Annotated in this window: 29 protein-coding genes; 22 read left to right on the top strand and 7 right to left on the bottom strand. The window is 51.8% G+C overall.

What is annotated here, in order from left to right; translation table 11 throughout:
• The first annotated feature begins 77 nt into the window (after nucleotides 1-77).
• From NH395_RS06110 to NH395_RS06090, 5 genes are all read left to right on the top strand, one after another.
• Nucleotides 78-1874, top strand: coding sequence for a chloride channel protein (locus NH395_RS06110; protein WP_253023210.1), 1797 nt, complete (start codon nucleotides 78-80; stop codon nucleotides 1872-1874).
• A 14-nt stretch (nucleotides 1875-1888) separates the two neighbouring features.
• Nucleotides 1889-2320 (top strand): protoporphyrinogen oxidase HemJ, encoded by a 432-nt coding sequence (gene hemJ, locus NH395_RS06105; RefSeq protein WP_066315640.1) that lies wholly within the window; start codon nucleotides 1889-1891, stop codon nucleotides 2318-2320.
• On the top strand, nucleotides 2320-3129 hold the full coding sequence (locus NH395_RS06100) for a hydroxymethylpyrimidine/phosphomethylpyrimidine kinase (RefSeq protein WP_253023208.1): 810 nt from the start codon (nucleotides 2320-2322) through the stop codon (nucleotides 3127-3129). The genes hemJ and NH395_RS06100 overlap by 1 nt, the downstream gene beginning before the upstream one ends.
• Nucleotides 3130-3176: 47 nt before the next feature.
• On the top strand, nucleotides 3177-4457 hold the full coding sequence (gene hemL, locus NH395_RS06095; protein WP_253023206.1) for a glutamate-1-semialdehyde 2,1-aminomutase: 1281 nt from the start codon (nucleotides 3177-3179) through the stop codon (nucleotides 4455-4457).
• Nucleotides 4458-4642: 185 nt separating this feature from the next.
• Entirely contained in the window at nucleotides 4643-4909 is a 267-nt protein-coding gene (locus tag NH395_RS06090; protein WP_253023204.1) for a hypothetical protein, read from the top strand.
• 78 nt (nucleotides 4910-4987) lie between these two features.
• Here the strand turns inward: NH395_RS06090 and NH395_RS06085 are convergent, their stop codons facing one another.
• The 6 genes from NH395_RS06085 to NH395_RS06060 form a co-directional block, all read right to left on the bottom strand.
• The gene (locus tag NH395_RS06085) at nucleotides 4988-6250 is read right to left on the bottom strand and encodes a hypothetical protein (RefSeq protein WP_253023202.1); all 1263 of its coding nucleotides are present in this window, start codon (nucleotides 6248-6250) and stop codon (nucleotides 4988-4990) included.
• A 61-nt stretch (nucleotides 6251-6311) separates the two neighbouring features.
• Nucleotides 6312-6851: a hypothetical protein gene (locus NH395_RS06080; protein ID WP_253023200.1), complete on the bottom strand. Its 540-nt coding sequence runs from the start codon at nucleotides 6849-6851 to the stop codon at nucleotides 6312-6314.
• Between the two features lie 303 nt (nucleotides 6852-7154).
• Nucleotides 7155-7985, bottom strand: a complete 831-nt coding sequence (locus NH395_RS06075) for a CsgG/HfaB family protein (protein ID WP_253023198.1) — start codon at nucleotides 7983-7985, stop codon at nucleotides 7155-7157.
• 86 nt (nucleotides 7986-8071) lie between these two features.
• Entirely contained in the window at nucleotides 8072-8494 is a 423-nt protein-coding gene (locus tag NH395_RS06070; RefSeq protein ID WP_253023197.1) for a curli assembly protein CsgF, read from the bottom strand.
• Nucleotides 8494-9015: a curli production assembly/transport protein CsgE gene (locus tag NH395_RS06065; RefSeq protein WP_253023195.1), complete on the bottom strand. Its 522-nt coding sequence runs from the start codon at nucleotides 9013-9015 to the stop codon at nucleotides 8494-8496. The genes NH395_RS06070 and NH395_RS06065 overlap by 1 nt, the downstream gene beginning before the upstream one ends.
• 23 nt (nucleotides 9016-9038) lie before the next feature.
• Nucleotides 9039-9731 carry a response regulator transcription factor gene (locus NH395_RS06060; RefSeq protein ID WP_253023193.1) on the bottom strand — a complete coding sequence of 231 codons (693 nt, stop codon included), beginning with the start codon at nucleotides 9729-9731 and terminating at the stop codon, nucleotides 9039-9041.
• 269 nt (nucleotides 9732-10000) lie between these two features.
• On the opposite strand from NH395_RS06060, the gene rdgB reads away from it, so the two are divergent.
• The 7 genes from rdgB to NH395_RS06025 all read left to right on the top strand — a co-directional run bounded on the left by rdgB (nucleotide 10001) and on the right by NH395_RS06025 (nucleotide 16396).
• Nucleotides 10001-10609, top strand: coding sequence for an RdgB/HAM1 family non-canonical purine NTP pyrophosphatase (gene rdgB, locus NH395_RS06055; protein ID WP_253023191.1), 609 nt, complete (start codon nucleotides 10001-10003; stop codon nucleotides 10607-10609).
• Complete coding sequence (gene hemW / locus NH395_RS06050) at nucleotides 10602-11771, top strand: radical SAM family heme chaperone HemW (RefSeq protein ID WP_253023189.1); 1170 nt, start codon at nucleotides 10602-10604, stop codon at nucleotides 11769-11771. Before rdgB ends, hemW begins: the two co-directional genes overlap by 8 nt.
• A gap of 35 nt (nucleotides 11772-11806) precedes the next feature.
• Entirely contained in the window at nucleotides 11807-12493 is a 687-nt protein-coding gene (locus tag NH395_RS06045; RefSeq protein WP_066315606.1) for an OmpA family protein, read from the top strand.
• 73 nt (nucleotides 12494-12566) lie between these two features.
• Nucleotides 12567-13412 (top strand): 23S rRNA (adenine(2030)-N(6))-methyltransferase RlmJ, encoded by an 846-nt coding sequence (gene rlmJ / locus NH395_RS06040; RefSeq protein WP_253023187.1) that lies wholly within the window; start codon nucleotides 12567-12569, stop codon nucleotides 13410-13412.
• A 210-nt stretch (nucleotides 13413-13622) separates the two neighbouring features.
• Nucleotides 13623-14312 carry a hypothetical protein gene (locus NH395_RS06035; protein ID WP_253023185.1) on the top strand — a complete coding sequence of 230 codons (690 nt, stop codon included), beginning with the start codon at nucleotides 13623-13625 and terminating at the stop codon, nucleotides 14310-14312.
• Nucleotides 14312-15223 carry a Kiwa anti-phage protein KwaB-like domain-containing protein gene (locus NH395_RS06030; RefSeq protein WP_253023183.1) on the top strand — a complete coding sequence of 304 codons (912 nt, stop codon included), beginning with the start codon at nucleotides 14312-14314 and terminating at the stop codon, nucleotides 15221-15223. Before NH395_RS06035 ends, NH395_RS06030 begins: the two co-directional genes overlap by 1 nt.
• Before the next feature lie 180 nt (nucleotides 15224-15403).
• Nucleotides 15404-16396, top strand: coding sequence for a HEPN domain-containing protein (locus NH395_RS06025; protein WP_253023181.1), 993 nt, complete (start codon nucleotides 15404-15406; stop codon nucleotides 16394-16396).
• Between the two features lie 64 nt (nucleotides 16397-16460).
• Here the strand turns inward: NH395_RS06025 and cadR are convergent, their stop codons facing one another.
• On the bottom strand, nucleotides 16461-16868 hold the full coding sequence (cadR, locus tag NH395_RS06020; protein WP_004364961.1) for a Cd(II)/Pb(II)-responsive transcriptional regulator: 408 nt from the start codon (nucleotides 16866-16868) through the stop codon (nucleotides 16461-16463).
• A 95-nt stretch (nucleotides 16869-16963) separates the two neighbouring features.
• On the opposite strand from cadR, the gene NH395_RS06015 reads away from it, so the two are divergent.
• The 10 genes from NH395_RS06015 (at nucleotide 16964) to NH395_RS05970 (ending at nucleotide 24482) form a co-directional block, all read left to right on the top strand.
• Nucleotides 16964-17860, top strand: coding sequence for a cation transporter (locus NH395_RS06015; RefSeq protein WP_241409063.1), 897 nt, complete (start codon nucleotides 16964-16966; stop codon nucleotides 17858-17860).
• Nucleotides 17861-17863: 3 nt separating this feature from the next.
• Entirely contained in the window at nucleotides 17864-18376 is a 513-nt protein-coding gene (lspA, locus tag NH395_RS06010; RefSeq protein WP_004863699.1) for a signal peptidase II, read from the top strand.
• Between the two features lie 21 nt (nucleotides 18377-18397).
• Nucleotides 18398-19687, top strand: coding sequence for an ISL3-like element ISPpu12 family transposase (locus tag NH395_RS06005; RefSeq protein WP_004574636.1), 1290 nt, complete (start codon nucleotides 18398-18400; stop codon nucleotides 19685-19687).
• A gap of 334 nt (nucleotides 19688-20021) precedes the next feature.
• The gene (locus NH395_RS06000; RefSeq protein WP_253023179.1) at nucleotides 20022-20870 is read left to right on the top strand and encodes a hypothetical protein; all 849 of its coding nucleotides are present in this window, start codon (nucleotides 20022-20024) and stop codon (nucleotides 20868-20870) included.
• Complete coding sequence (locus NH395_RS05995) at nucleotides 20863-21276, top strand: hypothetical protein (RefSeq protein WP_253023177.1); 414 nt, start codon at nucleotides 20863-20865, stop codon at nucleotides 21274-21276. Before NH395_RS06000 ends, NH395_RS05995 begins: the two co-directional genes overlap by 8 nt.
• Nucleotides 21277-21346: 70 nt before the next feature.
• On the top strand, nucleotides 21347-21736 hold the full coding sequence (locus tag NH395_RS05990; protein ID WP_253023176.1) for a hypothetical protein: 390 nt from the start codon (nucleotides 21347-21349) through the stop codon (nucleotides 21734-21736).
• A gap of 120 nt (nucleotides 21737-21856) precedes the next feature.
• On the top strand, nucleotides 21857-22486 hold the full coding sequence (locus NH395_RS05985; protein ID WP_253023174.1) for a recombinase family protein: 630 nt from the start codon (nucleotides 21857-21859) through the stop codon (nucleotides 22484-22486).
• 41 nt (nucleotides 22487-22527) lie between these two features.
• A complete protein-coding gene (locus NH395_RS05980) occupies nucleotides 22528-22683 on the top strand; it encodes a hypothetical protein (RefSeq protein WP_008929699.1) in 156 nt (51 codons plus the stop codon).
• A gap of 109 nt (nucleotides 22684-22792) precedes the next feature.
• The gene (gene mobI, locus NH395_RS05975) at nucleotides 22793-23365 is read left to right on the top strand and encodes a conjugative transfer protein MobI(A/C) (protein WP_253023172.1); all 573 of its coding nucleotides are present in this window, start codon (nucleotides 22793-22795) and stop codon (nucleotides 23363-23365) included.
• A 187-nt stretch (nucleotides 23366-23552) separates the two neighbouring features.
• Nucleotides 23553-24482 carry a WYL domain-containing protein gene (locus tag NH395_RS05970; RefSeq protein WP_253023170.1) on the top strand — a complete coding sequence of 310 codons (930 nt, stop codon included), beginning with the start codon at nucleotides 23553-23555 and terminating at the stop codon, nucleotides 24480-24482.
• The last annotated feature ends 6 nt before the right edge of the window (nucleotides 24483-24488 follow it).

Raw genomic sequence — 24488 nt, 5'->3', positions numbered from 1 at the left:
TAGGATACCAAGCTGTTTATGCGTATCCAGCTATGATACACAAGAGTGTATAGACACAAGAGCAAGGATGGTCGCCTGTGGCGCGTTTTTCCCGATCTGATTTCACCCTGGAGAGTTTTCGACGCCAGTTGGCCAATGTCGATGCGCTGCCCCAGCTATGCGTTTTGGGCTTGGTGTCGGGGCTGATTACCGGTGCCTTGATGGTCGTGTTTCGTTTGCTGCTATCTGCGGGGGCGTTGCTTTATATGCCCGAGGGCAACCCGGAAGCGTTTGAGTCACTGGCGCCCTGGGGGCGGGCGGCGCTTCCGTTTTTGGCCGTTGGCTTGATCGGCGTCTTGCTGTACCGCCAGAAAGTGGCGGCCCGTAAGCTTGGCGTGGCCCATGTCATCGAACGCTTGACCTATCATCAAGGCCGTTTCCCGCTGCGCAACTGGCTCAACCAATGGTGGGTGGGCGTCGTGGCCGTGCTGGGAGGCCTCTCGGCTGGTCGTGAGGGGCCTGCCATTCATCTTGGGGCGGCGGCGTCGAGTGGCCTTGGCCAGCGGATGCGTCTACCCAACAACAGTTTACGGGTACTGGTTGCCTGCGGCACCGCCGCGGGGATTTCAGCCTCATTCAACACGCCCATTGCCGGTGTCATCTTTGCCATGGAAGTGGTGATGATGGAGTATACGATGATGAGCTTCATGCCCGTTATATTGGCCTCCATGATGGGGGCGCTGGTGGCTCAAGTGGTTTACGGCAACCAACCGGCGTTCCATATTCCCGACGTTGCCCTCGGCTCATTAATGAACCTGCCCTGGGTGGTGATCACGGGCCTGGTAGTTGGTTTGCTGGCGGGCGGGTTCATTCATTTATCGCGCTTGCAGCGCTTTCAGCAGTGGCCCCTGTGGGGCCGCCTGGGTATTGTTGCACTTATAACCGGTGTGGCCGCCTTCTGGTTTCCCGAGGTGCAAGGGATTGGCTACGACAGTGTGGCCGCCGCCCTCAATAACCAGTTGACGGTTCAGGTGTTATTGGCGCTGATTGCGGTAAAGCTGGTAGTAACCGCGCTGACCGTCGCCGGCGGGGTACCTATCGGGATCATTGGCCCGGTATTGGTGGTAGGCGCCGCGACGGGGGCCCTGAGTGGTCTCTTGGGCGACTGGGTATGGGGGGCCAAAGCCGCTGACCCGGGCATTTATGCCATGTTGGGAATGGCGGCGATGATGGGAGCCGTCTTGCAGGCACCGCTGGCAGCGCTCATGGCACTGCTGGAGCTCACCCATACGCCAGGTATCATGTTGCCGGGCATGTTGGCAGTGGTGGTTGCCTGCTTGACGTCGCGTCAATTAACCGGTTGCGAGGGGTTTTTTATCAGCAGCGTGCGCTATGGGTTGCACCCGCTACAGCAACCCTTGATGCAAGCGCTATCCAGGGTCTCGGTGCCAGCGGTGATGGAGCGTCATCTGGTACGCACATCGCGGATGATAACGCCGGACCAGGCGCGCCGCTTACTGGAAAATAACCCGATATGGCTGGTGATCGAACGCTCCAGTTCCGATAAGCCGGTGCTTGGGCTTAAAGCCGCTGCCCTGGCGCGTTGGATGATTGAACACGACGAGTCATCGAGTGATAACGCCTCCAATGAAGGGTTGATCGATTTGTTGGAAATACCTGGGGAGCGCCTTGAGATGGCGCCTATCGCGTTACAGGCGACCCTTTCCGAAGCCTTTTTGACGTTGCAGAATGACGCTCTGGACGCGCTTTATGTGGTCCACGGTAATCGGCCGAAACAACAGCGTATTTCAGGTATCATCACTCGGGGCGCTATCGAGCGTTATTACCATTACAGCGATCCTCGCGATAATGATTCATCTCACAAAGAGCCTTAGCCTAAGGAGTGACAATGTATTTATGGATCAAAGCGATTCATCTAATCGCGATGGTAACCTGGTTTGCCGCCATGTTTTATCTACCCAGGCTGTTTGTCTATCATGCCCAGGCACGCGATGCGGATGATCAGCAAGCAATGACGTATTTTACAACCATGGAACGTAAGCTCTATCGGGGCATCATGATGCCGTCGATGATTGCCGTGCTGATTTTCGGTGGCTGGCTTCTGTATCTGGCTCCCGCTTGGCTCAGCCAGGGATGGATGCATGCAAAACTGCTGCTGATTGCGCTGTTGATTGCCTATCATCACGTCTGCCTGATTTATTTCAAGCAGTTCAGCCAGGCACGCTGTACCAAAAGTCATGTGTTTTTCCGCTGGTTTAACGAGTTACCTGTGATTGGCCTGATCGGCATTATCCTGCTGGCGGTGGTGAAACCGTTCTGATGCGCCAACCATTACCCCCTGTTGTGCTAGTACTGGCCGGGCATGACCCGACCGGCGGCGCTGGATTGATCGCCGATAGTGAATCCATCGCTGCCTGCGGCGGCTGGGCGGTGACCGTTCCCACCGCGCTGACTATTCAAAACTGCCATGACGTAGTGCGGGTGGTGCCCACCGATACACATCTCATCAACCAGATGGTCGATGAAATCGCGACCCTGCCGGTGGCGGCCATCAAACTTGGTTTGATCAGCAGTGAGGCAACACTTGAGGTGGTCATATCGATTATCCGGCGTTTCCCTGGGGTCCCGGTGGTGGCTGACCCAGTGCTGAAAGCGGGTGGTGGCGCTGAACTCTCGACACCTGAGTTGCGTCAAGAGTACATCACGCGACTGCTTCCCCTGGTCGATATTCTGACACCCAACCGTGCCGAATTGGCAGCGCTCACGCCCGAATGCCAGGCAACGGATGACGATACGGCAAGGGCAGTAGTTCTGCTTTCGCTGGGTTGCCAGGCGGTGCTGGTGTCGGCGACCGATGATCCGTTACCCGGCAATGACGATCAGGTATTACTGACGCTGCATTCACCGGATAATACCCGACAATGGCTATGGCCGCGTTTACCAGAGCAATTTCATGGTTCGGGGTGCACGCTGGCATCGTCGATTGCAGCCCGCCTGGCTGTAGGTGAGCGCTTACTTACAGCCTGCGAGCAGGCTCAGCACTATACTTGGCAAAGCTTGTCACAAGGTTATGAGACCCCAAGCGGGCAGTATTTACCTAACCGTACTCCACGCGCTTCAAGCTTTTGATTTGATGACGCCATGCGATTAATGACGCAATGAATGAAGAGGACGCCATGACGACTTCCGCTGAATTGTTTGAACTAGCCAGCCGCCATATTCCGGGCGGCGTTAACTCCCCGGTGCGGGCCTTCAAGGGGTTGCATCGCCCGCCGGTATTCATGGAGCGCGCGCAAGGCGCTTATCTGTTCGACGTTGAAGGCAACCGCTACGTCGACTATGTGGGTTCATGGGGGCCGATGATTACCGGGCATGCGGACCAGGACGTGCTTGCGGCGGTGCGTGCCCGGTTGGATAACGGCCTGTCGTTTGGTACCCCTACGGCGGTTGAAACCACCATGGCGGATCTGATTTGTGAAATGATCCCGTCGATGGAAATGGTGCGCATGACCAGTTCCGGCACCGAAGCGACGATGTCGGCCATTCGCCTCGCTCGCGGCGCTACCGGTCGAGACAAGATCGTCAAGTTTGAAGGCAACTACCACGGTCACTCCGATTCGCTGCTGGTCAAAGCCGGGTCCGGAGCGTTGACCCATGGCGAGCCGAGCTCACCGGGTGTACCAGCGTCGCTTGCCGAGCACACCATTACCTTGTCGTATAATGATCCTGAGGGTGTCGAAGCGTGCTTTGAAGAGATGGGCGATGAGATCGCCTGCATCATCGTCGAACCGGTCTCCGGCAACATGAATTGCATTCCGCCTCAGCCTGGCTTTCTCGAGACGCTGCGTCGCGTGTGTAACGAGCACGACAGTGTACTGATTTTTGATGAAGTAATGACCGGCTTTCGCGTCGCCCTTGGCGGGGCCCAGGCTCATTATGGTGTGACCCCCGACCTCACCTGCCTTGGCAAGATCGTGGGTGGCGGTATGCCGGTGGGTGCCTTTGGCGGCAAACGCGAGATCATGCAGAACATTTCGCCGATGGGGCCGATTTATCAGGCGGGCACCCTCTCGGGTAACCCGCTGGCCATGGCCGCGGGGATTGCGCTGCTGACCAAGCTTCAAGTGCCCGGCTTCCACGATGCCTTGGCACAACGAGTAGAAACGCTGTGCAATGGCCTGCAGGAGCGTGCGAACGCAGCCAACGTCCCGATGATGACCCAGTCGGCCGGCGGCATGTTTGGGGTGTTCTTCACAGGCCAACGCCGTGTGGATAACTTTGCCCAGGCGACGGCCTGTGACCCGGAAGCGTTTCGCCGCTTCTTTGGCGCCATGCTTGACCACGGCGTCTATCTCGCGCCATCGGCGTTCGAAGCCGGGTTCATGTCCAGCGCCCATACGCCGGAAGATATTCAGGTCACCCTGGACGCCGCGGAAAAAGCCTTTGCAAGCATGTGATGCTTTATACCTATTTGTAACTTAATGTTGCCATTAGGCGCTATACTGAAAGAGCCACCTGATTAGGGTGGCTCTTTTAGGTTGGGGGTCTTATGCAACATACAACGGCTTGGCTACCCTGGGTGTTCGGCGCGAGCGTTCTAGCTTCGTTAATACTCTCTGTAGAAACGGCAAAGGGGGATGCAATGAGTCAACAGATTAAGGTCGAGGTTAGCGGGACACAGGGTGTAACGTTTAGTGCCGATTGGCATGTTATACAGGATAACGAGACACAAACGTATCAAGTAGAAGGGCAAGTACCGGCGGACTACACCTTTGAAGGCGATAGTATGCAAGCAAGTATCAAAGTGCTAAATGAGGGTCAACTAAATGTGACCGTTCAGAAAGGCGGCAATCGTTCGCGCTCTTCAACACATGGCAAAGGAAGTACGTTAAGTATTGGCGTGAGATAAATTGCAATTTAGATAATAAAAAACCGCTCCCGAAAGGGAGCGGTAACGAGTAGTAACGCTAGAGTTTTTTTCTAGAGATTAGTACTGAATGGTAGAAGCACGGTTGCCGCTGCCGGTTTGTTCGACGTATGCATTGCCAACTGTCGATGCGGTTTGAGTAATGGTTGAAACATTGTTCCAGCCATTGCTTGGATCGTGATCCTGGATCACGGTGGCATTATGCGCACCGGCTCCGGTTTGCAGGATGTACGATTCGTTGAACTCGGAGCCAGCAATACCACTACCCATCTGGTTAACAGTTGCGATCTTGTCATCTCCTTCCTGAATGATCCAGGAAACATCGCCATCTCCACTCTGGGTTACTTTAGCCTCGTTGCCTTCGCCATTCTGGAAAATATCTGACGTACCATAATCGCCTGTCTGTTGCACGGTAGCTTCGTTATAGTCACCGCCTAGTTGGGAGATATAGGAGTCGTTGTACGATCCACCCTGTGTGACATCAGCTTCGTTATAATCACTGGTTCCAGTCTCGCCCTGACGGATGTAGGACTCGTTGTATGTACCAGTATCCGATAGCATGGCAATGTTGCCATCACTTTGCTGCCAGATTTGACTCATGCCGCTGTTACCGTTTTGATCGACATCAGCGAGGTTGTCATTCCATTGTTGACGAACAAAGCTCTGATTATCCGTGTTTGTCTGTGTGACAAAGGTATTGTTGTTTTGGGCACCACCTGGATTAGTCCCTTGCTCGACAATTGAACGGTGGTCATCGCCAGTCTGCATGACATCGGCACCATTGCTATCAGCACCTAGCTGGTTGATGCGTGATAGGTTACCGTCACCGTCCTGCTCAACTTTGGCGATAGCTCCAAAGCTGAGTTCTTGGTTGATATCGGAGCGGTTTTGGTTACCTGTCTGAACTACTTCTGCTTCAAGAGCATCGCCCTGCCCTAACTTATTCTGCACCACATTGGATTCATTCTGATCCCCACCACTCTGAACTACGCTTGCAGAGTTGCCAGCAGCGGAAGTTCCTGACTGTGTTGTCTGATCGATGGTGCTGTCGTTTGTGCCACCTACAGCCGAGCTGCCAGACATACTGCCGAGTTCGCTGTCGAAGCTACTACCATTAATAGCGTTGAACGTGCCACGTGCAGGTAAGCCCCCACTCCATGCAACATCGTCTTCTGAAGTGGTGTTATTATCGACACCATAGCTAGGAGGCATTGCTTCCGCGCCAACATAATCCAGATTGGCGGGGGATGTAACGGTTTGTGCTATAGCAAAGTTACTGGAGAGTGCGATAGCAGCGGCAATCGCGGTGAGTTGCAGTTTCATGGTATTTCCCCTGTGGTTTTGATCGTCTTGCTTGCTGGTTTACTGAGAGGCGATATGCAACTCAGTAGGTATCGATAGTGACCGGTCGTGCATTGCCCGAAAAGTTTCGTTGATCGACGCTAATGCTTTTTTGGCCACTGCCCGATTGTGAAAGCGATATATCACTGTTGAAGCCGAACTGGTTGATCTGGGCTTGAAAGTTGTTACCTTCCTGGACAATGTCAGCGGTATGGTTATTGCCCACTTGCACAATGATGCCGATATTGCGGCCACTATATTGTGAGATACTGCCTTGGTTATTTTCACCGCGTTGATCAATGTAGGCAAAGTTGCCCAGTTGGTAACTGGAAGAACGAGATTGAATAACGCTTGCTTGGTTATCATTGCCGTTTTGCTTAATAATGCTGATATTCCCTTGAATTGCAGTAATATCAGTGTTGAAATTATGTTGAGCTATTCGATTAGCTTCCTGATAATTTTCCCAACTTCCATTGGCTTTTGCAGGAACCGTTGCGATGGAGAATGAAGCTGCTACAACAAATACAATGCTGGCTGATTTATTTAACAGTCTGCTTATGTTGTAGGTATGTAACGGTTCCATTATGTTATCCCTTTTGAAACTTTATGTATCAGTTTGTGTTTCATGGGTTGAGTTTGGACGATTTAAGAAAATTCGCTATCGGAAGATTTTGTATTGCTGAGGTGGTATTTTTCACTTTTTTATTGTTTTTTATCATGTGTTTTTAAATGGGTAAGTATTAGATTTATCATTATTAGACATAGACATGATTTCTAATGAAAATCAATTGGCTATAAAAGATAAGTGAATAAAATAAAAAGCGGCCGTGTGAGTACATGGCCGCGATGCTTGTTTATAGATTGTGTTACATTTTTTTTATAGCCTTTATAACACAGGGATAGCGGCTTCCAGATACTCTCCTAAAAGCGTATCGTGTACGTTGACGCCGGGTTCCAGATTCCATAGTCGATTTTCGACACCGCGTGCGACCAAGTGAATCACGGCAGACTCAATGGCCGCCATCACCGCCATTTGCACAGGCTCATTGGTGGTAATGCCTACTTCGGCTTCCAGCAGGCGTCGAAAATCAATAAACCGATAAACACCGGCGCGAAGCTCTTTGGAGTAAATCGTTTTGGTGGTGGTGACGTTGGCAAGCACTTCGCCCGTCGATATTTCGACGGCGCGTAAATTGACGGTGACCTGGTCAACCTGGTATTGCCCTGAGGCGCCAATACCAAAATACTCAGCGCCAGCGCCTCCTGTCCTTATGTTGGACTCATAGGCAATGATGCCACCTTCGAGCATCACGGAAGCTGCGCGTAATGAAGGAAGGGTGTCGGGCTGGCCAAAGCGTTCAAATTCGGCCCGAATAATGCGCCGTTCGGTCAGCAGATTTTGTAATCCCACTCGCTCTAGCGGTATAAACCAGCCTGAATCTGCTAGCGCACCGGTCAGCATGGCCGCCGCGCCTTGGGTGACAGCGGTCGAGAATGTACTCGCTGGCGCTGGGCGATATTGGCCAGTTTGATCGCGGAAATCGTACACCGAGACAAATATTTTCCCCGCCGGGTTGGGCAGCGAAACAAGGTCCTGATACGTGGCTCCTCTGGGGGTCAATGTTGCCTCCGTGCCCTCCAGATTTTCTGAATTGGCGACCATACCGGCGCAGCCGCTTAATAAACTGACGATGATCAATGCCGCTGCAATTTTCATGAGAATCCTCTTCTTAAAGACGTCATCATATGGAGCTAAACGGAATAGCCCTGTCTTCTATTAATTTTTCCGGACATGAATGTGCGCTAGGGGTTAAACAACCCACCTACGCTGATTTCTGTTACATCGCCAGTAAATTTATCCACTATTCGCACCACTAATTCCCCACTGCTATCACTAACCACGACGCCAAATTCATCGCTATCAAAGCTACCTTCTTGAATGTCGCCGCTGCTTACATCAGAAATTAATTGGGAGATCAATCGGCTTTCCAGGCGTTGAACAAGACGTTCTGTTTCAGATAGTCGTTCTGTACTTCGGGTATTTGGATCAGTGTTGGTATCTTGTGCCTGGGCTTTGCCTAATAGATAGTTCCCAACAAATGGATCTCCACCGAAAGAAGGGTTAATAGGCTGGTAGACAAGATCCCCGGCGTGTACCTGCAACGTTAACAGCCCGGCTAGTAGCGCGGCGCTCATACCGGTGGTACGAATAGCCTTTGTTTTCATTATCGTAACTCCTCTCTTCCCAAGTCTTTGTCGGAAGACAGCGCTGAGTTCAGTCGTTGACGAAGCAGTGCTTCTTCCACGATTTGTACGGCTTCCCCCGCGGCGCGGTCAGCTTCACTGATACGCGGAGATAGCTGAGTACGGAAATACATTTCGTTACCTTCAATGATCCACAGCTGGCTTCCCCATCGGGCGTCCGGGCGCTCCTGAATGGTGATGGTGGCGTTGCCAATGATCATGTTACCCATGGCCCGCTGGCTAAAGGCGCGATAGAAGGTTTTGCCTGCCATGGTGATAGTGCGGTCGACCAATACGCCGGTGAGCTCGCTGCTGGAGCTACTTTGTTCTTGAATGGCAGGCCCATCAGGACTTGATAATTGATTGATGGCGTCCACGGCTTCCTGCTCGTCGGTGGCTGTGGTTTTATTTGTGGCGCCAGGTTCATTGGCTAACGCCAGTGATAGCCCCATCCATATAAGTAACCCCGTTAGGGCGTATTGACAGTAACGTAGCGGTGCCATAACCAGTTCACTCTTATTAGACGCTATCGATGGCGTTGTAGGCTTCGTGCGGTTTCAATGTTGGGCAGGATGGGCCCCAGGTTCTGATGAATCCAGTTCAACGCCTGAATACGGTTGTGCACGTTGATTTTGCGGAAAATGTTGTACAGGTGAGACTTGACGGTGTGCTCACTGAGAAACAGTTTTTCGGCGATTTGATGGTTCGAAGCCCCGGCACTGAGAAGCGAGATGATTTCCATTTCCCGGTTAGTGAGACCGCAGGCGGGCCTGAAAGCGTTGTTTTGATATTTGCGGTAGAACAGGATCAGCCGCGTCATCAGTTCCCGGGACATCCACAGCTCGCCTTCCAGTAGCGCATGAATACCCTTGCAAATGACATCCAGGCTCTCGTGGCGATAGAACACGCCTTTCAACTGTGCGCAGGAAAGTGCTTCAAGTGCATGATCCATATCGCGGATATTAAAGGCGGCTAATGGTGCGTTATGGAGCGTCTCAGGGAGCTGATGCTGCCAGTCTGGCAGGGTATCAACGCTGATGTGATCGCTGTCTATCAACATCAGGGCATTACCCGATGCCGGTGCCGTAACGCGGCCATGGGGAGACTGGAGCTGCACTTGGCACTCGGTATGAGTCCCCAGATATTCCGCAAACAATTGTGATTGTGGGCTTTTTTCGGTAACGATAAATACCGTATCGATAGCCTTTCCCTGCGGCATTGGTGGATCCTCATGGAAATAACGAATGAGTGGAGAGAGCCTTTAAAGTGTTGTCTATTAACCTCCGAATGTAAATATTTGTTACTAAAAAGCCATCAAATAAGGTGAAGTTCAATGGTTTTTAAACTTTAAGTATTTGAATATAAAAGATTATTATTTTTCTAATACTTTAACTATACTTGATATAAACTACATCGTGTTACATTTAAAGCTCTTCAGTCGAGCCTCTGGCATGCGTAAACTGATCGTTCACTCAAGGAGGTCGCCGCATGACCAGTACCCAAACGCTTGTGCTTGCCAGCGGAAACGCTGGTAAATTGAAAGAATTCAATAAATTATTAGCGCCACTTGGGTTCGATGTGCGTACCCAGGCTGATTACGGTGTCCACGACGTGGCGGAGACAGGCGTGACCTTTGTGGAAAACGCGCTTATTAAAGCCCGTGAAGCGAGCCGCCAAAGTGGATTACCGGCCCTGGCTGATGACTCAGGTCTAGAGGTCGATGCGTTACAGGGCGCACCGGGCATCTATTCCGCCCGTTATGCAGGCGAACCCAAAAGCGACCAGCGCAATAACGCCAAGTTGCTTGAGGCCTTGCAGGATTGCCCGGAAGGGCAGCGAACGGCACGTTATTGGTGTGTTCTGGTTTACCTGCGCCACCCTGAGGACCCGGTGCCCGTTATCGTGCAGCGTAGCTGGGAAGGCGAAGTGCTGGCGCACCCGCGCGGTGAGGGCGGCTTTGGCTATGACCCGCTATTCTGGCTGCCCGATCAGAGCACGAGCGTGGCGGAATTACCCAGCGAGACAAAAAATCGGCTGAGTCATCGTGGGCGTGCCCTTAGCGGGTTAGTCGACGTGTTGAAGGTGGCCCATGGCTGAGCTGTTGCCGCCGTTATCGCTGTATATCCATACGCCTTGGTGCGTGCGCAAATGCCCTTATTGCGACTTTAATTCCCACGAGCCCCAGGGCAATGAATTACCGGAAACCGCTTACCTTAAGGCGCTGTTACAGGACATCGATGGCGATCTTGAACTGGCGGCGGGGCGAACCATCCATAGCATATTTATCGGCGGTGGAACGCCCAGTCTGCTTTCCCCAGCTTTCTATAAAAGCCTTTTAAGCGAAGTAAGTGCTCGCTTACCATTTGCAGAGACAATTGAAATCACCCTTGAGGCCAACCCGGGTACCACCGAGCAAAGCCGCTTTACCGGCTACCGAGATGCCGGTATCAACCGGCTTTCGCTCGGGGTACAAAGTTTCCATCCGGACCAGCTGGCCGCATTGGGTCGAATTCACAGCGGTGAAGAGGCGGTCAGCGCCGTCAACCAGGCGCGTCAGGCGGGCTTCGATAACCTCAATATTGACCTGATGCACGGCCTGCCGCAGCAGACGCCGCAACTGGCGATGGCAGATATCGAGCAAGCGCTGGCGTTATCCCCTGAACACTTGTCCTGGTACCAGCTGACGCTGGAGCCCAACACGGCGTTTTATGTCCATCCGCCCACTTTGCCTCATGAAGAAACCCTTTGGGATATTCAGGATCAGGGCCATTTACGTTTACAGCAGGCGGGACTGGCACGTTACGAAATTTCCGCTTATGCGCGCCCTGATCGACAGAGTCTGCACAATCTCAATTATTGGCAGTTTGGCGACTATCTGGGCATCGGGGCGGGGGCTCACGGTAAGCTGAGCCATATGGATGCTCAGGGACAGTGGCATATTGAGCGGCGTTGGAAAACGCGTCAGCCAGATGCCTATCTAAGGCGGGTGAATGACCCACGCGGCTTTATCGCGGGCAAGCAGTCCATTGATGAAAACGAACTGCCGCTGGAGTTCTCGATGAATGCACTGCGTCTAACCCAGGGGGTTCCTGTTTCGATGTGGTCAGCGCATACGGGGTTGCCGGTTGATGTGCTGTTGGCGCGCTTACACAATGCCGAGAAAAAAGGACTTTTGATGGAAATGCCAAAAAGACTGCAGGCATCGCCTCAAGGTCTATTATTCTTGAACGAGTTGCTGGCTTTGATAAGCAACGAGTAACTTCATAGATAGATGACAATATTAAGGAGTGAGCGATGCGTATTTCTCGACTACTGACCCCGTTAGCGGCCGCTGTGCTGGTTGCCGGTTGTGCAACCTCGGACCCTTACGGCGGCGGTCAAACTCAGCGCTCATCGACGGCCACCGGCACAGGTATTGGTGCCGTGGTAGGCGCGGCTGCCGGTGCGTTGTCCGGGGATGGTAGCACCAGCCGCCGGGATCGGGCGCTGATCGGCGCCGCGGTAGGTGCCGCAGCGGGTGCTGGCATAGGGGCTTATATGGACCGCCAGGAGCAACAACTGCGCCAAAACCTCGAAGGCTCGCGCATCGAAATTGATCGTCGCGGCGACGATATCGTGCTGAACATGCCAAGTAGCGTGACCTTCGGCTTTGATTCCGCTGAATTGACCAGCCAAGCCCGTAGCTCGTTAAACGAAGTGGCCAATGTGGTCAGCGAATACGCTGACACCCGGATCAACATTGCGGGCCATACCGACAGCACCGGTGACGAAGCCTATAACCAGCGTTTGTCTGAGCGTCGCGCCCAGGCAGTGGGTAGCTACTTGAATCAGAATGGCGTGTCCTCAATGCGCCTAAGTACCCGAGGCTATGGCGAATCCCAGCCGGTGGCCAGCAACGATACTGAAGAAGGACGCAGCCAGAACCGCCGCGTCGAAATCACCCTGACGCCGACGGCGGAAGCCCAAAACCAAGGCAGCTAAGCGTACCGCTGTGAAGCCATTTCAATGCCCGCTATGCTGAGTAGCGGGCTTTTTTATGAGTTGTCGAATTATCATGTTGTCATATCAACACGCGTATCATGCGGGTAATTTTGCCGATGTGCATAAGCATTTAACGTTATTTGCAACCATCGAGTACCTGCTGCGCAAAGCTTCACCGGTGACGTATATCGATACCCACGCGGGGCGGGGATTTTACCCACTGTCGAGCGAAGAAACCCAGCGCTTGAAGGAGTATCGGGACGGTGTCTGGCCTCTCTGGGAAGCGGCTCAATCGGTGTCCGATCCGCTGCTGTGCAGTTGGCTGGATGCTCTGTCACGTGCGCAGCGTCATCCCGATGCATTGACTCATTACCCCGGCTCCCCCTGGTGGATAAGCCAAGCACTACGTGCCAAGGAGCGGTTGTACGGGTTTGAATTGCACCCTGGTGAGCACCAGCATTTGGATGACCAGGCGCTGGCACAAGGCGTCGTGCGAATTCATGGTGATGGTTTGCAGGGATTATGCCAGCGCCTGCCTGTTGCAACGCCGCGTGTCTGTGTGCTGATTGACCCAAGCTACGAGCGTAAAGACGAGTATCAGGTGGTGGCGGATACCCTTAGTGTGGCGCTTGCGAAAGCGCGTCACGCGGTGGTGTTGATCTGGTACCCATTGCTGCCTGCCAATAACCACAAGGTACTGTTGGAAGCGCTTGAGCGCAGTGGCATCCGCAAAATCTGGCGTAGCGAGTTGTGCCTGCGAGCCGCGGAGATCCATGAGCGCGGCATGTACGGAAGCGGAATGTTGGTGGTCAACCCGCCCTGGGGACTGGACGAGCGCCTGGCGGGCGCGATGGCCCAGTTGACCCCGCTGTTGGGCAGACAAAGCCGCTATCGCGCGTCTTGGTTGGTCGGGGAGTAGCGCCCGTTTAGGAAAGCTTATTTGCCGATGCAGAATGTATATTTTTGTTTAAAAACAACAGCTTGAACAAATATTGGAGTGCTCTTGGAGTGCAAAAATTTGTGAAAAAGAATGTAAATATTGGTAAGTTTTTTCAAAACTGACTCCTGACCTTCCATTTCCAAACTGGGATAAGTGGGAAAGTGGTACTCTAACAAACCAGCACAAAGCTTGTCTTATAATCAAATTTATATTAACAATAGTTTCAAACTGGCTTTTAAGATAACGATTTTATCACAGGCGCAGGGATATGACGTTGAAACCTTGGTGTTACAAGATCAAACGCAGGAATATGAGATGAGTAATCGTGGAGAGGGGCTTTCTCTAGCGAGGCTTTTGATGGTTCTAAGTAGTATGTCCCCACTTTTTATTTTGTGGTCCATCAAAGGTGGAGACATTAAAGGTGTTCCTGAAAGTTACTTTTTACTATTTTGTGCATTTTTTGTAGTAGTTCCTAATTTTTTCCTATGGCTCAGAGTTCGACTTGTTAAAAAACGAAATGACAAACGAGAAATTACTGTCGGTAGGGCCGAAGATCACAGAGACCACCTTTTAGTTTATCTATTTGCGATGCTACTCCCTTTCTATAGCGTCGATATTGATTCACTTAGAGACTTCCTTGGGCATATCGCTGCAATAGCCTTCATCGTATTCTTATTTTGGCACCTGAACATGCATTACATGAACATTTTTTGGGCAATTAGAGGATATCGTGTATATACGTTGTCTCCATGCGAGGATGAAAACCCTTGGAGCGGTAGGCTCCCAGTTGTTCTTATAACCAGGCGATCTCATTTAATTAAGGAAGAAAAAATATCTGCCTATCGGCTAAGTAAAACGGTGCTTTTAGAGGATGACTAATGCCTATTGTTTTAGATTTTAATAATTTAGATGTTGTTGAGTTTGGTTTCGGGATGGAAACAGAAAACCGAGGTTTTGTTCAAGTTCCTGTTGGTGAAGATGTTCAGTCCTCATTGGTAGAGATGGTGAAACAAACTAAAGATGAAATGGAAAAAATCGGTGATGCTCCAAGTAATTATGAACCGTCAGAAAAGTACTCAACCATTGAGTTTTTGACCCTACCTTTAGATGATGGCTTAGTTGAAAATCTTAAACGCTTTCATGATGCGGTGAATATAGAAGAGGATGCAGGTGCTTTTGACCACATGGAAGATTGCTTTGCTTATTATACAAAGGTTTCCGATATCAATGGCAATAGAGTTACCGCTGTTCGACGCTCGACACAGTTTAAAACGCTCATAAAGAAAAGAAATAAATTAGTTCGAAATGTTGATAACACGTTACAAGTTTTAGGCGACTCTGTTTTTAAACTTGATAATGATTTTGACTTTTTAATTCAAAATGGTTCTATTTATATACTCCGACCAAGCGGCCTTGAGTTCACTGCTCAGCTTCAAGAAGCAGTCATGGCGGCGGTTCCCGATAATATAGAGGTCCTTGCCGCGGAGATAGACTTTGTAAATTTCGAATCAATTTCAACTTATGCTCAACGTCATCCTAGAGCTGCGCGCTATATCGCCTCAATTAAATCACAATCAGAAGCTCACAATGTGAACCAAGATAAACTTTCAGATTATTGTAGAAGGACTAACGTAAATATTAATCAAGTAGATGGAATTATGCATATTGATGACTCACAAGTTATGGGTTTTCTGGAAGTCCTGGATAGACGCAGGTATGAGATTGACCTTGCTGATGACGGCGAGGCCGAAATTTACAGGGCGCCAAGCCGAAATCGGGTCAGTGATTAATCCATCCCTTTATTACGTCATTACCTTGGAGTTTTTATCAAAAAAGCTAAAAAAGATTTAGTTCGATGTCTAGAGCGAGCGGCTAAAGATGATAGCCTTCTCCGCCTCAGACCCTTTTGGGCTGAAGACTGGTTTGATTGGATTTCAAAATTAGGCATTTCGCGCGAAAGCATCAAATTTATGAAGTGCTTGGAGGAAGCACATCCAGAACTTTGTCATGCTTGTTTTCGTTCTGGGGGTTCTGCGGAAAAAATTAATCCTGCGACGCTCGCAAAATGGTTAGCATTAAGAGCTAGCCAAGTTGGCGCTGAAAAAACATACTCCTCACTGATTTCGCTTGAGACTTCTACCGAAGTCACAGCTTATAATATTACTCTCATAAATGGTCTTGATTTTCAGGGGGTTATAGAATTTCCAAATGATTTTTATCTGGCTGACTATCACAATCTGCCAGATAAGATAAAAAACAACGTTCATAGTAAAGTTATGTCTGGTTATCCCAACATCCATCCACCCTACACTTTCTTATTTAAATCGTTTAGGTCTGATTTAATATCAGATGACTTGGATGATTCTGCTATGGACAGCCTACAGTCTTATGTGAAAACCGAGAGTATAATCGTCAACTTTTTATCACTATTTTCAGTGCGAGAAGCTCCAACGATCGACAAGCGTTGGTGTCTTCTGGAGGACGACGTTCCAATGTCCGGTATCGTTGATAATAGCTACACGCATTATTTAGAAATAAAACCTCCGAAAGGAGCAGAAGATTGGGGCAATATAGACCTGAATGAGGTTATTGATTTATATCAACGTTATATGGCAATACCAGAGAAAAAACGGCTCCCTGTAGACATATCATTATGGCGTAGAGCCCAAGCAATGAACACGTGGGATAACATCAACAAGGCTATTGATCTTGGGATTGCATTAGAATCTGTTTTAACTTCTGCGAAGACTCGTGATCAGTTGTCTCTCCAAATAAGGGTTCTTGGAGCAAAGTTGTCATCATCAGACAGAGATGGGCGAAGCAAAGTATTCTCAAAACTCAAATGCATTTATGGCATTAGATCTGAGGCAGTACATAATGGAACTGTTGATAAGTTCTATAAAATCAAAGACGAAGGAAGAAAAAGCACCAATGAAATACGGGTAAGCGGATTAAATGGTTGATCTTACCTTTGCATGAGAGTGAGGCAGACCGGCATCTCATCGGATTATCTGGTTGATGCTTCACCTACTGCTGGTGCATGTTTCCTTCGCTAATTCCAGCAAGAACCCCACACGCCTCAACTTCCCGGTCATCGTTGCAACTCGCTCTCAGTGAAACGAGTTGTTTCTCAAGCGCTTGCAGAGCGGTTATCTGCGACCGCACATGAGAGATGTGATCATCGAGCAAGGCGTTGACGGCGGTACAAGGCTGATGAGGGTCGTCCTGATAGCTCTGTAGTTCGTGAATCTCAGCCAGTGACAGGCCCAGGATTCTGCAGCGACGGATGAAGGCCAGCCCCTCACCATGCTTCTCGGTATAGACACGGTAACCGTTGTCCTGCCGATCAGGCGGCGGCAACAAGCCCTGCTGTTCATAGAAGCGGATCGTCTGTGTTTCGACCCCTACCAACTGCGCCAACTGACCAATGCGCATCAGCCTCCTCCCCAACGGATTCTTTACTCTATTGACCTTATAGTAGCTTTATAGTTTAAAATGGTACCACAACATTGTTCAAGTGGAGTCGTATCATGAGCAAATCCTGTGGTGGCGCCTGTGGCGGTGATGCAACGTCCGCAGCGGATACCGATATACAGGCCTCCTCCGAGGCGCCAGGGAGATGGGTCAGTGTTTATGCCGTGCCGAAGATGGACTGTCCATCAGAAGAACGAATGATTCGCCTAGCCCTGAACGGCTTTGAGGAGATTCGGGCGCTGTCCTTCGACTTGTCGAACCGCCGGCTGAAGGTCGTGCATGACGGCGAGGTCGAGCCCGTCACCTCGAAACTGAAGACCTTGGGGCTAGGCGCCTCGCTTCAGGAAACCGTCGCTGCAAATCCGGAGGCCATCAAGGCCGCCGAGTTTTCGGCAGCTTCTGCTAAGCAAGAATCCGGGACCCTGCGCTGGTTGCTCGGCATCAATGCACTTCTGTTCGTGGTGGAAATGACTGCCGGTCTGATCGCCCAGTCCACCGGCCTGATTGGAGAATCCCTGGACAATTTTGCCGATGCGGCGGTGTACGGGCTTGCCCTTTATGCGGTTGGACATAGCGTGAAAATGCAGGTACGTGCCGCGCATCTTGCTGGTGTACTGCAACTGATCTTGGCTGTGGGCGTGCTCGTAGAGGTGGTGAGACGCTTTGTATTCGGTAGTGAGCCTGAATCGCTGGTGATGATGGCTATCGCATTCGTCGCATTGATTGCCAATACCAGTTGTCTGCTGCTCATATCCAAACATCGGGAAGGCGGGGCGCACATGAAGGCAAGCTGGATATTCTCGGCCAACGACGTGGTGATCAACCTGGGGGTCATCACCGCCGGCGCCCTGGTCGCGTGGACCGGTTCCAATTATCCGGATCTGATTATCGGCACCATCGCGGGGGGCATTGTACTTAACGGTGCCAGACGCATTTTGGCGTTGAAGGGTTAAATAATGCTCATTATTGGCAAAAAGCTCTCGCCGTATGCCCTATTGTCCATATCGGGCCTGCTGGCAGCGTCTGATCAGGCTGTAAAGTGGCTGGTGCAGCAATCAATGGCCTATGGCGAGTATGTTTCGGTGACCCCGTTCTTTAACTGGGTGCACCTATGGAACACCGGTGCCGCATTCAGTCTTTTTGCGAATGGTGGAGGCTGGCAGCGCTACTTTTTTATCGGAATCGCGGTAGTGGTCTCGATTTTTTTGATCAAGCTGATCCTTGAAAATCGTCATAAAGGAGAAGCCATCGCTTACAGTCTTATCCTCGGTGGCGCCATGGGCAACCTGATTGACCGGGTCTTTCGCGGCTATGTTGTGGATTCCTTTGATTTCTATTGGCGAGACTGGCATTGGCCGGCCTTCAACCTGGCTGATATTGCAATTGTCCTCGGTGCCTTACTTTTCGTTTCCAGCAGCTTGTTGGGTAAAAAAGCAAACACCAATGCCGAGCCGGATGGATCTGACTGACACCTACGCCTATACAACACCATGACCGAACTTCCCGACAACATCCTTCACCTGCCGCAATACCAAGTACTGGGCTGCAAATCAACCGACGACGAAATGCACTTCCAGGTGGACGTGCCCGATCCCATCGCCTGCGAGGAATGCGGCGTGCAGGGTGAGTTCGTACGGTTCGGCAAGCGTGACGTTCCCTATCGTGATCTGCCCATCCACGGCAAGCGGGTCACTCTCTGGGTGGTCCGCCGCCGATACACCTGCCGGGCCTGCAAGACAACATTCAGGCCCCAGCTACCGGAGATGGTGGACGGATTCCGTATGACACTGCGGCTGCATGAGTACGTGGAGAAGGAATCCTTCAACCACCCCTACACCTTTGTGGCGGCACAGACCGGCCTGGACGAGAAGACGGTGCGCGACATCTTCAACGCCCGCGCCGAGTTCCTGGGGCGCTGGCACCGCTTCGAGACGCCCCGCATCCTGGGCATTGACGAGCTATACCTGAACAAGCGCTACCGCTGCATTCTGACCAACATTGAGGAGCGAACCCTGCTCGACCTGCTGGCCACCCGCCGCCAGGACGTGGTGACCAACTACCTGATGAAGCTGAAAGACCGGCAGAAGGTCGAGATCGTCAGCATGGACATGTGGAACCCCTACCGGGCAGCGGTCAAGGCTGTGCTGCCCCAGGCCCGTATCGTGGTCGATAAGTTCCATGTGGTGCGCATGGCCAACGATGCCCTAGAGAGAGTGCGCAAGGGCCTCAGAAAGGAGCTGAAACCGTCCCAGAGCCGGACTCTCAAGGGAGACCGGAAAATCCTGCTGAAACGCGCTCACGAAGTCTCAGACCGGGAGCGCCTCATCATGGAGACCTGGACAGGCGCGTTCCCGCAACTGCTGGCCGCCTACGAGCACAAGGAGCGCTTCTACGGCATCTGGGACGCCACCACACGGCTCCAGGCAGAAGCCGCCCTGGACGAGTGGATAGCCACCATCCCGAAGGGCCAAAAGGAAGTCTGGAGCGATCTGGTCAGGGCAGTGGGAAACTGGCGCGAAGAGACCATGACCTACTTCGAGACGGACATGCCCGTCACCAACGCTTACACGGAGTCCATCAACCGACTGGCCAAGGACAAGAACCGTGAAGGGCGCGGTTACTCCTTCGAGGTGATGCGGGCACGAATGCTCTACACCACGAAGCACAAGAAGAAGGCACCGACTGCGAAGGTCTCTCCTTTCTACAAGAAAACCATCGGTTACGGACTGCCGGACTTCGCAGAGGAACTCAACTACGGAGTCGATCTATCAACCATCTGAGGGTGGTATCAGATTGATGGGGTGAAGGTGCCCCATCAACCATTAAATCCGTATACCCTGAAATACTTGATGATGGAATCCGAATACTTGGTAATTGCTTGAGAGAAATAATAATGAGAAATGGCCTTACGGCTGAAGAGTCAGAAAAACTCTTTATTGAGTGATTTTTGGTCACATAGGTCTTTGAAAAGGATATTTGAACTTTTGAGTAATAACACCCAGTTTTATAGTTTGTAGTGTTAGTACAAACTATTGATTTATAAAGATTATTTTTAGTTTTCCTCTTGCATATTCTCAACCTCGTGAGAATATTTAATAAAAGCAGGAGGACATAATGAAAAGAGTGGCACCCTTAACTACGGCAATATCGGCCGCTGCCCTGGCTGGCTGCGCGGCTACCCCACGAGCTTACAATCCGGAAGAGTCTCGGGTCTTAAACCTGGCGAGAGCCGGTGGCATCTACGATATGTATTTGCGGGATTCTGAGGATGGTACCCGCTCCTACAATAGAGGCATGTTGGTGCCATTACTGGATCTCGCCAGCCTGGCGACTTCATTCGATGCGCCGCTTCGACATCTATCGGGTAGCCAGACGTTTTTGTTCAACGCTATCGACATCATGATGACACCGGACAATCCATCGGCGAGACCAAGCCTGATGGGATGGATGCCAGCGTCTATGGCCAGTTCGGAGGCTCAGGCCTATGAGCATTATGTGGATCTGGTGGACCAGGCCATCCAGCTAGCTGCCAATGATATGGCGTTGAGTGCCACCAAACTCAGTAACGTGGAAACGCCTGAGATTGACGGCCATCCACTGATGCTCTGGTCGATTGAAAGCACTGAGCATGGATGCGGTGCTGGTCAATGTGTGGTTGCTTACAACATCAAAACGCCGAATCGCTGGAAGTCTCCGGCCTACGTGGAAGGCGCTGAGCCTGAAAGCTACAACATTGCGGCCAATCATCCAGAGAATTATTCCCGCCTCGTTTTCCGGCAGTCAGGTGAGCAACTCAGCTTCCCTGTGGACGAGTTCTACCGCACGGTAAGTGGTGCCTTACCATCCTGGATGGTGGTGTATTTTCCTCCCGGCACCGTCATCCAAGATGGCGAACCGCTACCGTACCCTGTGCTGTACGAGCAGGGGCAGCGATTGATGTTCAAGGAGCCAGATCATGAGTGACTGGCATGATGAACTGGAGTTCGCGCTGTTGCCGCTTGAAGACGCCAAAATCGATAGCGACTGCATGACCTCTGTGATCAGCAATGCCCTGAGAGAGCAAGGCATCTTCCATCAATGCCGTATCGGATACGCAGAGGACCGACTGAGCCGAATGGTCACTGCTCCCCATTGTTGGATCGAGCTCGAACAGGGCTGGTGTATCGATATCCGGCTCAGACAGTGGCTGGGCGATGAGGACGACCTCCCTCATGGCGTATTCCAGCCGTCCAACTACCCGCGAGTTCGATACCAAGGCAGTGCGTGGCTGGTTCCACACCTGGATGCGGGAGATTTGAGGGCGATGACAAATGATGCCTACAGCAAGGTGAAACTGCCATGGCTGGCCGGGCAAGCCGCTGCGGCCTGACGCCGAGCAAAACTTGCATTTTCTCAGGTTCTGGTAGCTTCGAAGTAAAGAACTATCGGGGACTGAAACCATGGTGAGGGCGACAAAAATAGTAGCAGTGGGGCTCGCCGGGATCGGCGTTGTGGAGCTCACCTTTAGGGGTGGCGATGCAGCGCTTTACGCATGGTATCTATTGTTCGTGCTCTGGGTGGTCGTACTGCTTATTCGTTTCGCAATGGCCGCAGTCGATGCTTACAAGACGGTTTTCACCAAGGGACCCAATGGGCAAATGACGTTTCCTGAATTCGAGAAAAAGATGGCGTCGTTTAGTCGAGGTGGTGGTAGGGAAGAAAACGGTCCAAGCAGCACGACAACCTCCGGCACCGGGAGTCAAGAAGGCGCAGGCGATCTGTTCGATGACTTCAGAGTCAATCCGATCCTACGGGAGGATGATCCGTTCGGGGAGTTTTTCGACTCTTGAGGTGGTTCCTTTTGGGTACACATCAGGGGAACCAACAATTCAGGCCGTTCAACATGACAAGGAACCATTTAAAACAGACCGGCCAGGCGGAACCACTTATAACAGACTGAGGAGGCATTAATGTTTATACGCGCCTATTTGAGAGCATCGACCCAGGAACAAAATGCCGACCGGGCCAAAGCATCGCTAATCCAGTTTGCCGAGCAACACGGTCAGCGCATTGCTGCCTTTTATACCGAGAACGTCTCCGGTGCCACATTGCATCGCCCCGAACTGATGCGACTGATTGCCGAATCCGGTGAAGGTGACATTGTTCTGGTAGAACAGATAGACCGGCTTGCCCGCCTTAAACAGCAGGACTGGGATACGCTCAAACAGAAGCTGGCCGCCAAGCGATTGGCGGTTGTCTCGCCCGAGTTACCAACGAGTTGGCTGGCACTGGACAAGAAAGACGACACCGGCTTTACCGACTCTATCTTGCAGGCGGTCAACAGCATGATGCTCGACATGTTGGCAGCGGTAGCTCGCAAAGATTACGAGGATAGGCGTCGACGGCAGAACCAGGGGATCAACAAGGCCCGCAGCGAGGGTAAGTATCAGGGGCGCCAACCCGATCTGAAAAGGCGGCAACACATCGCCAGTTTACTTCGTACCGGCCATAGCTATAGCGAAATCCAGGACATCCTGGGTTGTTCGCGCCATCTGATTGCCTCTGTCGCAAGGGAACAAAGGCAGTCACATGCAGCATAGGCTGCTATTTGCACTCAAAGAACGAAAACAGGAGAACTCACATGATCGATATGTCCGTCACACTCATTGCTTTCCTCGGCTTTGTCGCCGTTATCTTGGCAATCTGCGGCATCACATACCTGAATGCTGACAAGCTGGAGGCATTTCTCAACCGGAAGTTTAAAGCACGCCGCCAGGTCGATAAAAATTCCAGATAATCTGGGGGTAAACGGCTACTTTTGCCCAAATTGGCAAATTACAGACCCGTGGGTTTGTCTCTGCGGCCAGTAGCATTTCTCTTGAACATCAACCCACAGGAGAATGCTAATGAGCAAACCCAAAACCATTCAGGAAATCACCGATAAGTGGCATGAGGTGGCGCGCGCCGGGGAATTTGACCATCACCAGGGGCGCCGAATGGCGCTTGATCAATGCAGACAGTATCTACAATCGCTATCCAAAAGCCTGGATATGGAGCGAGCACGCCTACGCTATCTCGCTCAGCGGCTGTCGGACCATTTCTGGGCGCATAATGAGGCTCATCGAACCAAGGAAACGAGAGGCTACCCTGGCCATCACGGCTGCCGGGTGAGAATGCTGCACGGCAGCCTGGAAATGCACTGGTATTACAACAGCTTTGTAAGAGTGAAAAACGGTAAGGGGCATGCGGTTTTCAGTGAACACATCCGCCGAGCCTTGAAACACCGGTACTCAAAACCCGCATTTAACCGCGCGCAAGACTGGGAGAGGCCCATCATTGAGGAGACCGAAGCCGGGTTTGAGATAGTGCGTATCATGAATGCAAACCTCACTCACATGCGCCGTCTCGTCAGGACAAACCTTAAGCAGTTGGACAGTTTGGAGGCGCACTTCGATGGCCTTCAGCCCCCAGAATCCTAAACAAAAAACCGTTCAGGCCCGTCCCTTCCGGCGGGCTTTACGCGCTAATTTTCCCACCTGGAAAGGAGCCAAAACTTTCACATGTGAAAGTTTTATAGGACAAATCAAAATGATTGCATGATATAGGTTTGTGTAATAAGGTGGCTAACATTCTCAAATAGAAAGTTTAGTCAAAAAAGGTGCGAACGTGCCGGGAAACGCCGCCTTAAAGCTCGAAAATCACTCACACGCCCAGCGCGAGCGCTTGGCGTTCATTGATTTCTGCCTGCAATACCATGGCTCAGTGGGCCGCAGTGAGCTGATGGCGCACTTCGGCACCGCAGTCGCCTCCAGCACCAGGGACTTCACTCTCTACCGTGAGCTGGCTCACGAAAACCTGGTCCTCCGTCACGAAAACAAGCGTTACTATCGTACCGACAACTATCAGCCTTTGTTCCACCATGAGCCCCATGCCGCCTTGAAAACCCTGACTCACGGCTTTGGCGACGGGCTATCGGTGACGCCTGGCCAGTCTGGTTTCTGTGAGGATGCACCAGACTTGATCGCGCCACCACAGGATGTGCTGGCGACAGTGAGCCGGGCCATCAGCCAACAACAGGCTGTGCGGATGACCTACCAGTCCCTCAGTTCAGGCGCTAGCGAGCGTGTGGTTGTGCCACACAGCATCGTCAATAACGGCCAGCGTTGGCACATGCGCGGCTACTGCCGAAAACGCAGTGCATTCAGAGATTTTGTCTGCAATCGCATCACCAGTGTGATTATCGACAAAGCGGGTATCGCAGAGCATGAGCATCAAACGTCGGATGCCGAATGGAACGAGCAACTGACCTTAGAGCTCATCCCGCACCCGTGTCACAGCCACCCGGAGGCTATTGCGCTGGATTTTAATATGTCCCGGCAGAACAACCAGCCAGTTCGACAGCTCAGCATCCGTGCCGCTCGCGCTGGCTACCTGCTACGGCATTGGAACGTGGACTGTAGCCCCGATCATCGGTTGCCAGAGCAGGAATATCACCTGTGGCTGCGTAACCACAACATTCTTGAGCACTGCGCTAACGCTGTCCTGGCACCTGGCTATGTCGACACGCATGGCAAGGCAGCGGTAACTATTAAATAGCGAGAA

Origin of the sequence: Halomonas sp. Mc5H-6, from assembly GCF_024124705.1 — a bacterium.
Classification (GTDB): Bacteria; Pseudomonadota; Gammaproteobacteria; order Pseudomonadales; family Halomonadaceae; genus Vreelandella; species Vreelandella subterranea.
The sequence above is the reverse complement of the archived record's forward strand: the minus strand, read 5'-3'. Positions and strand labels throughout refer to the sequence as shown.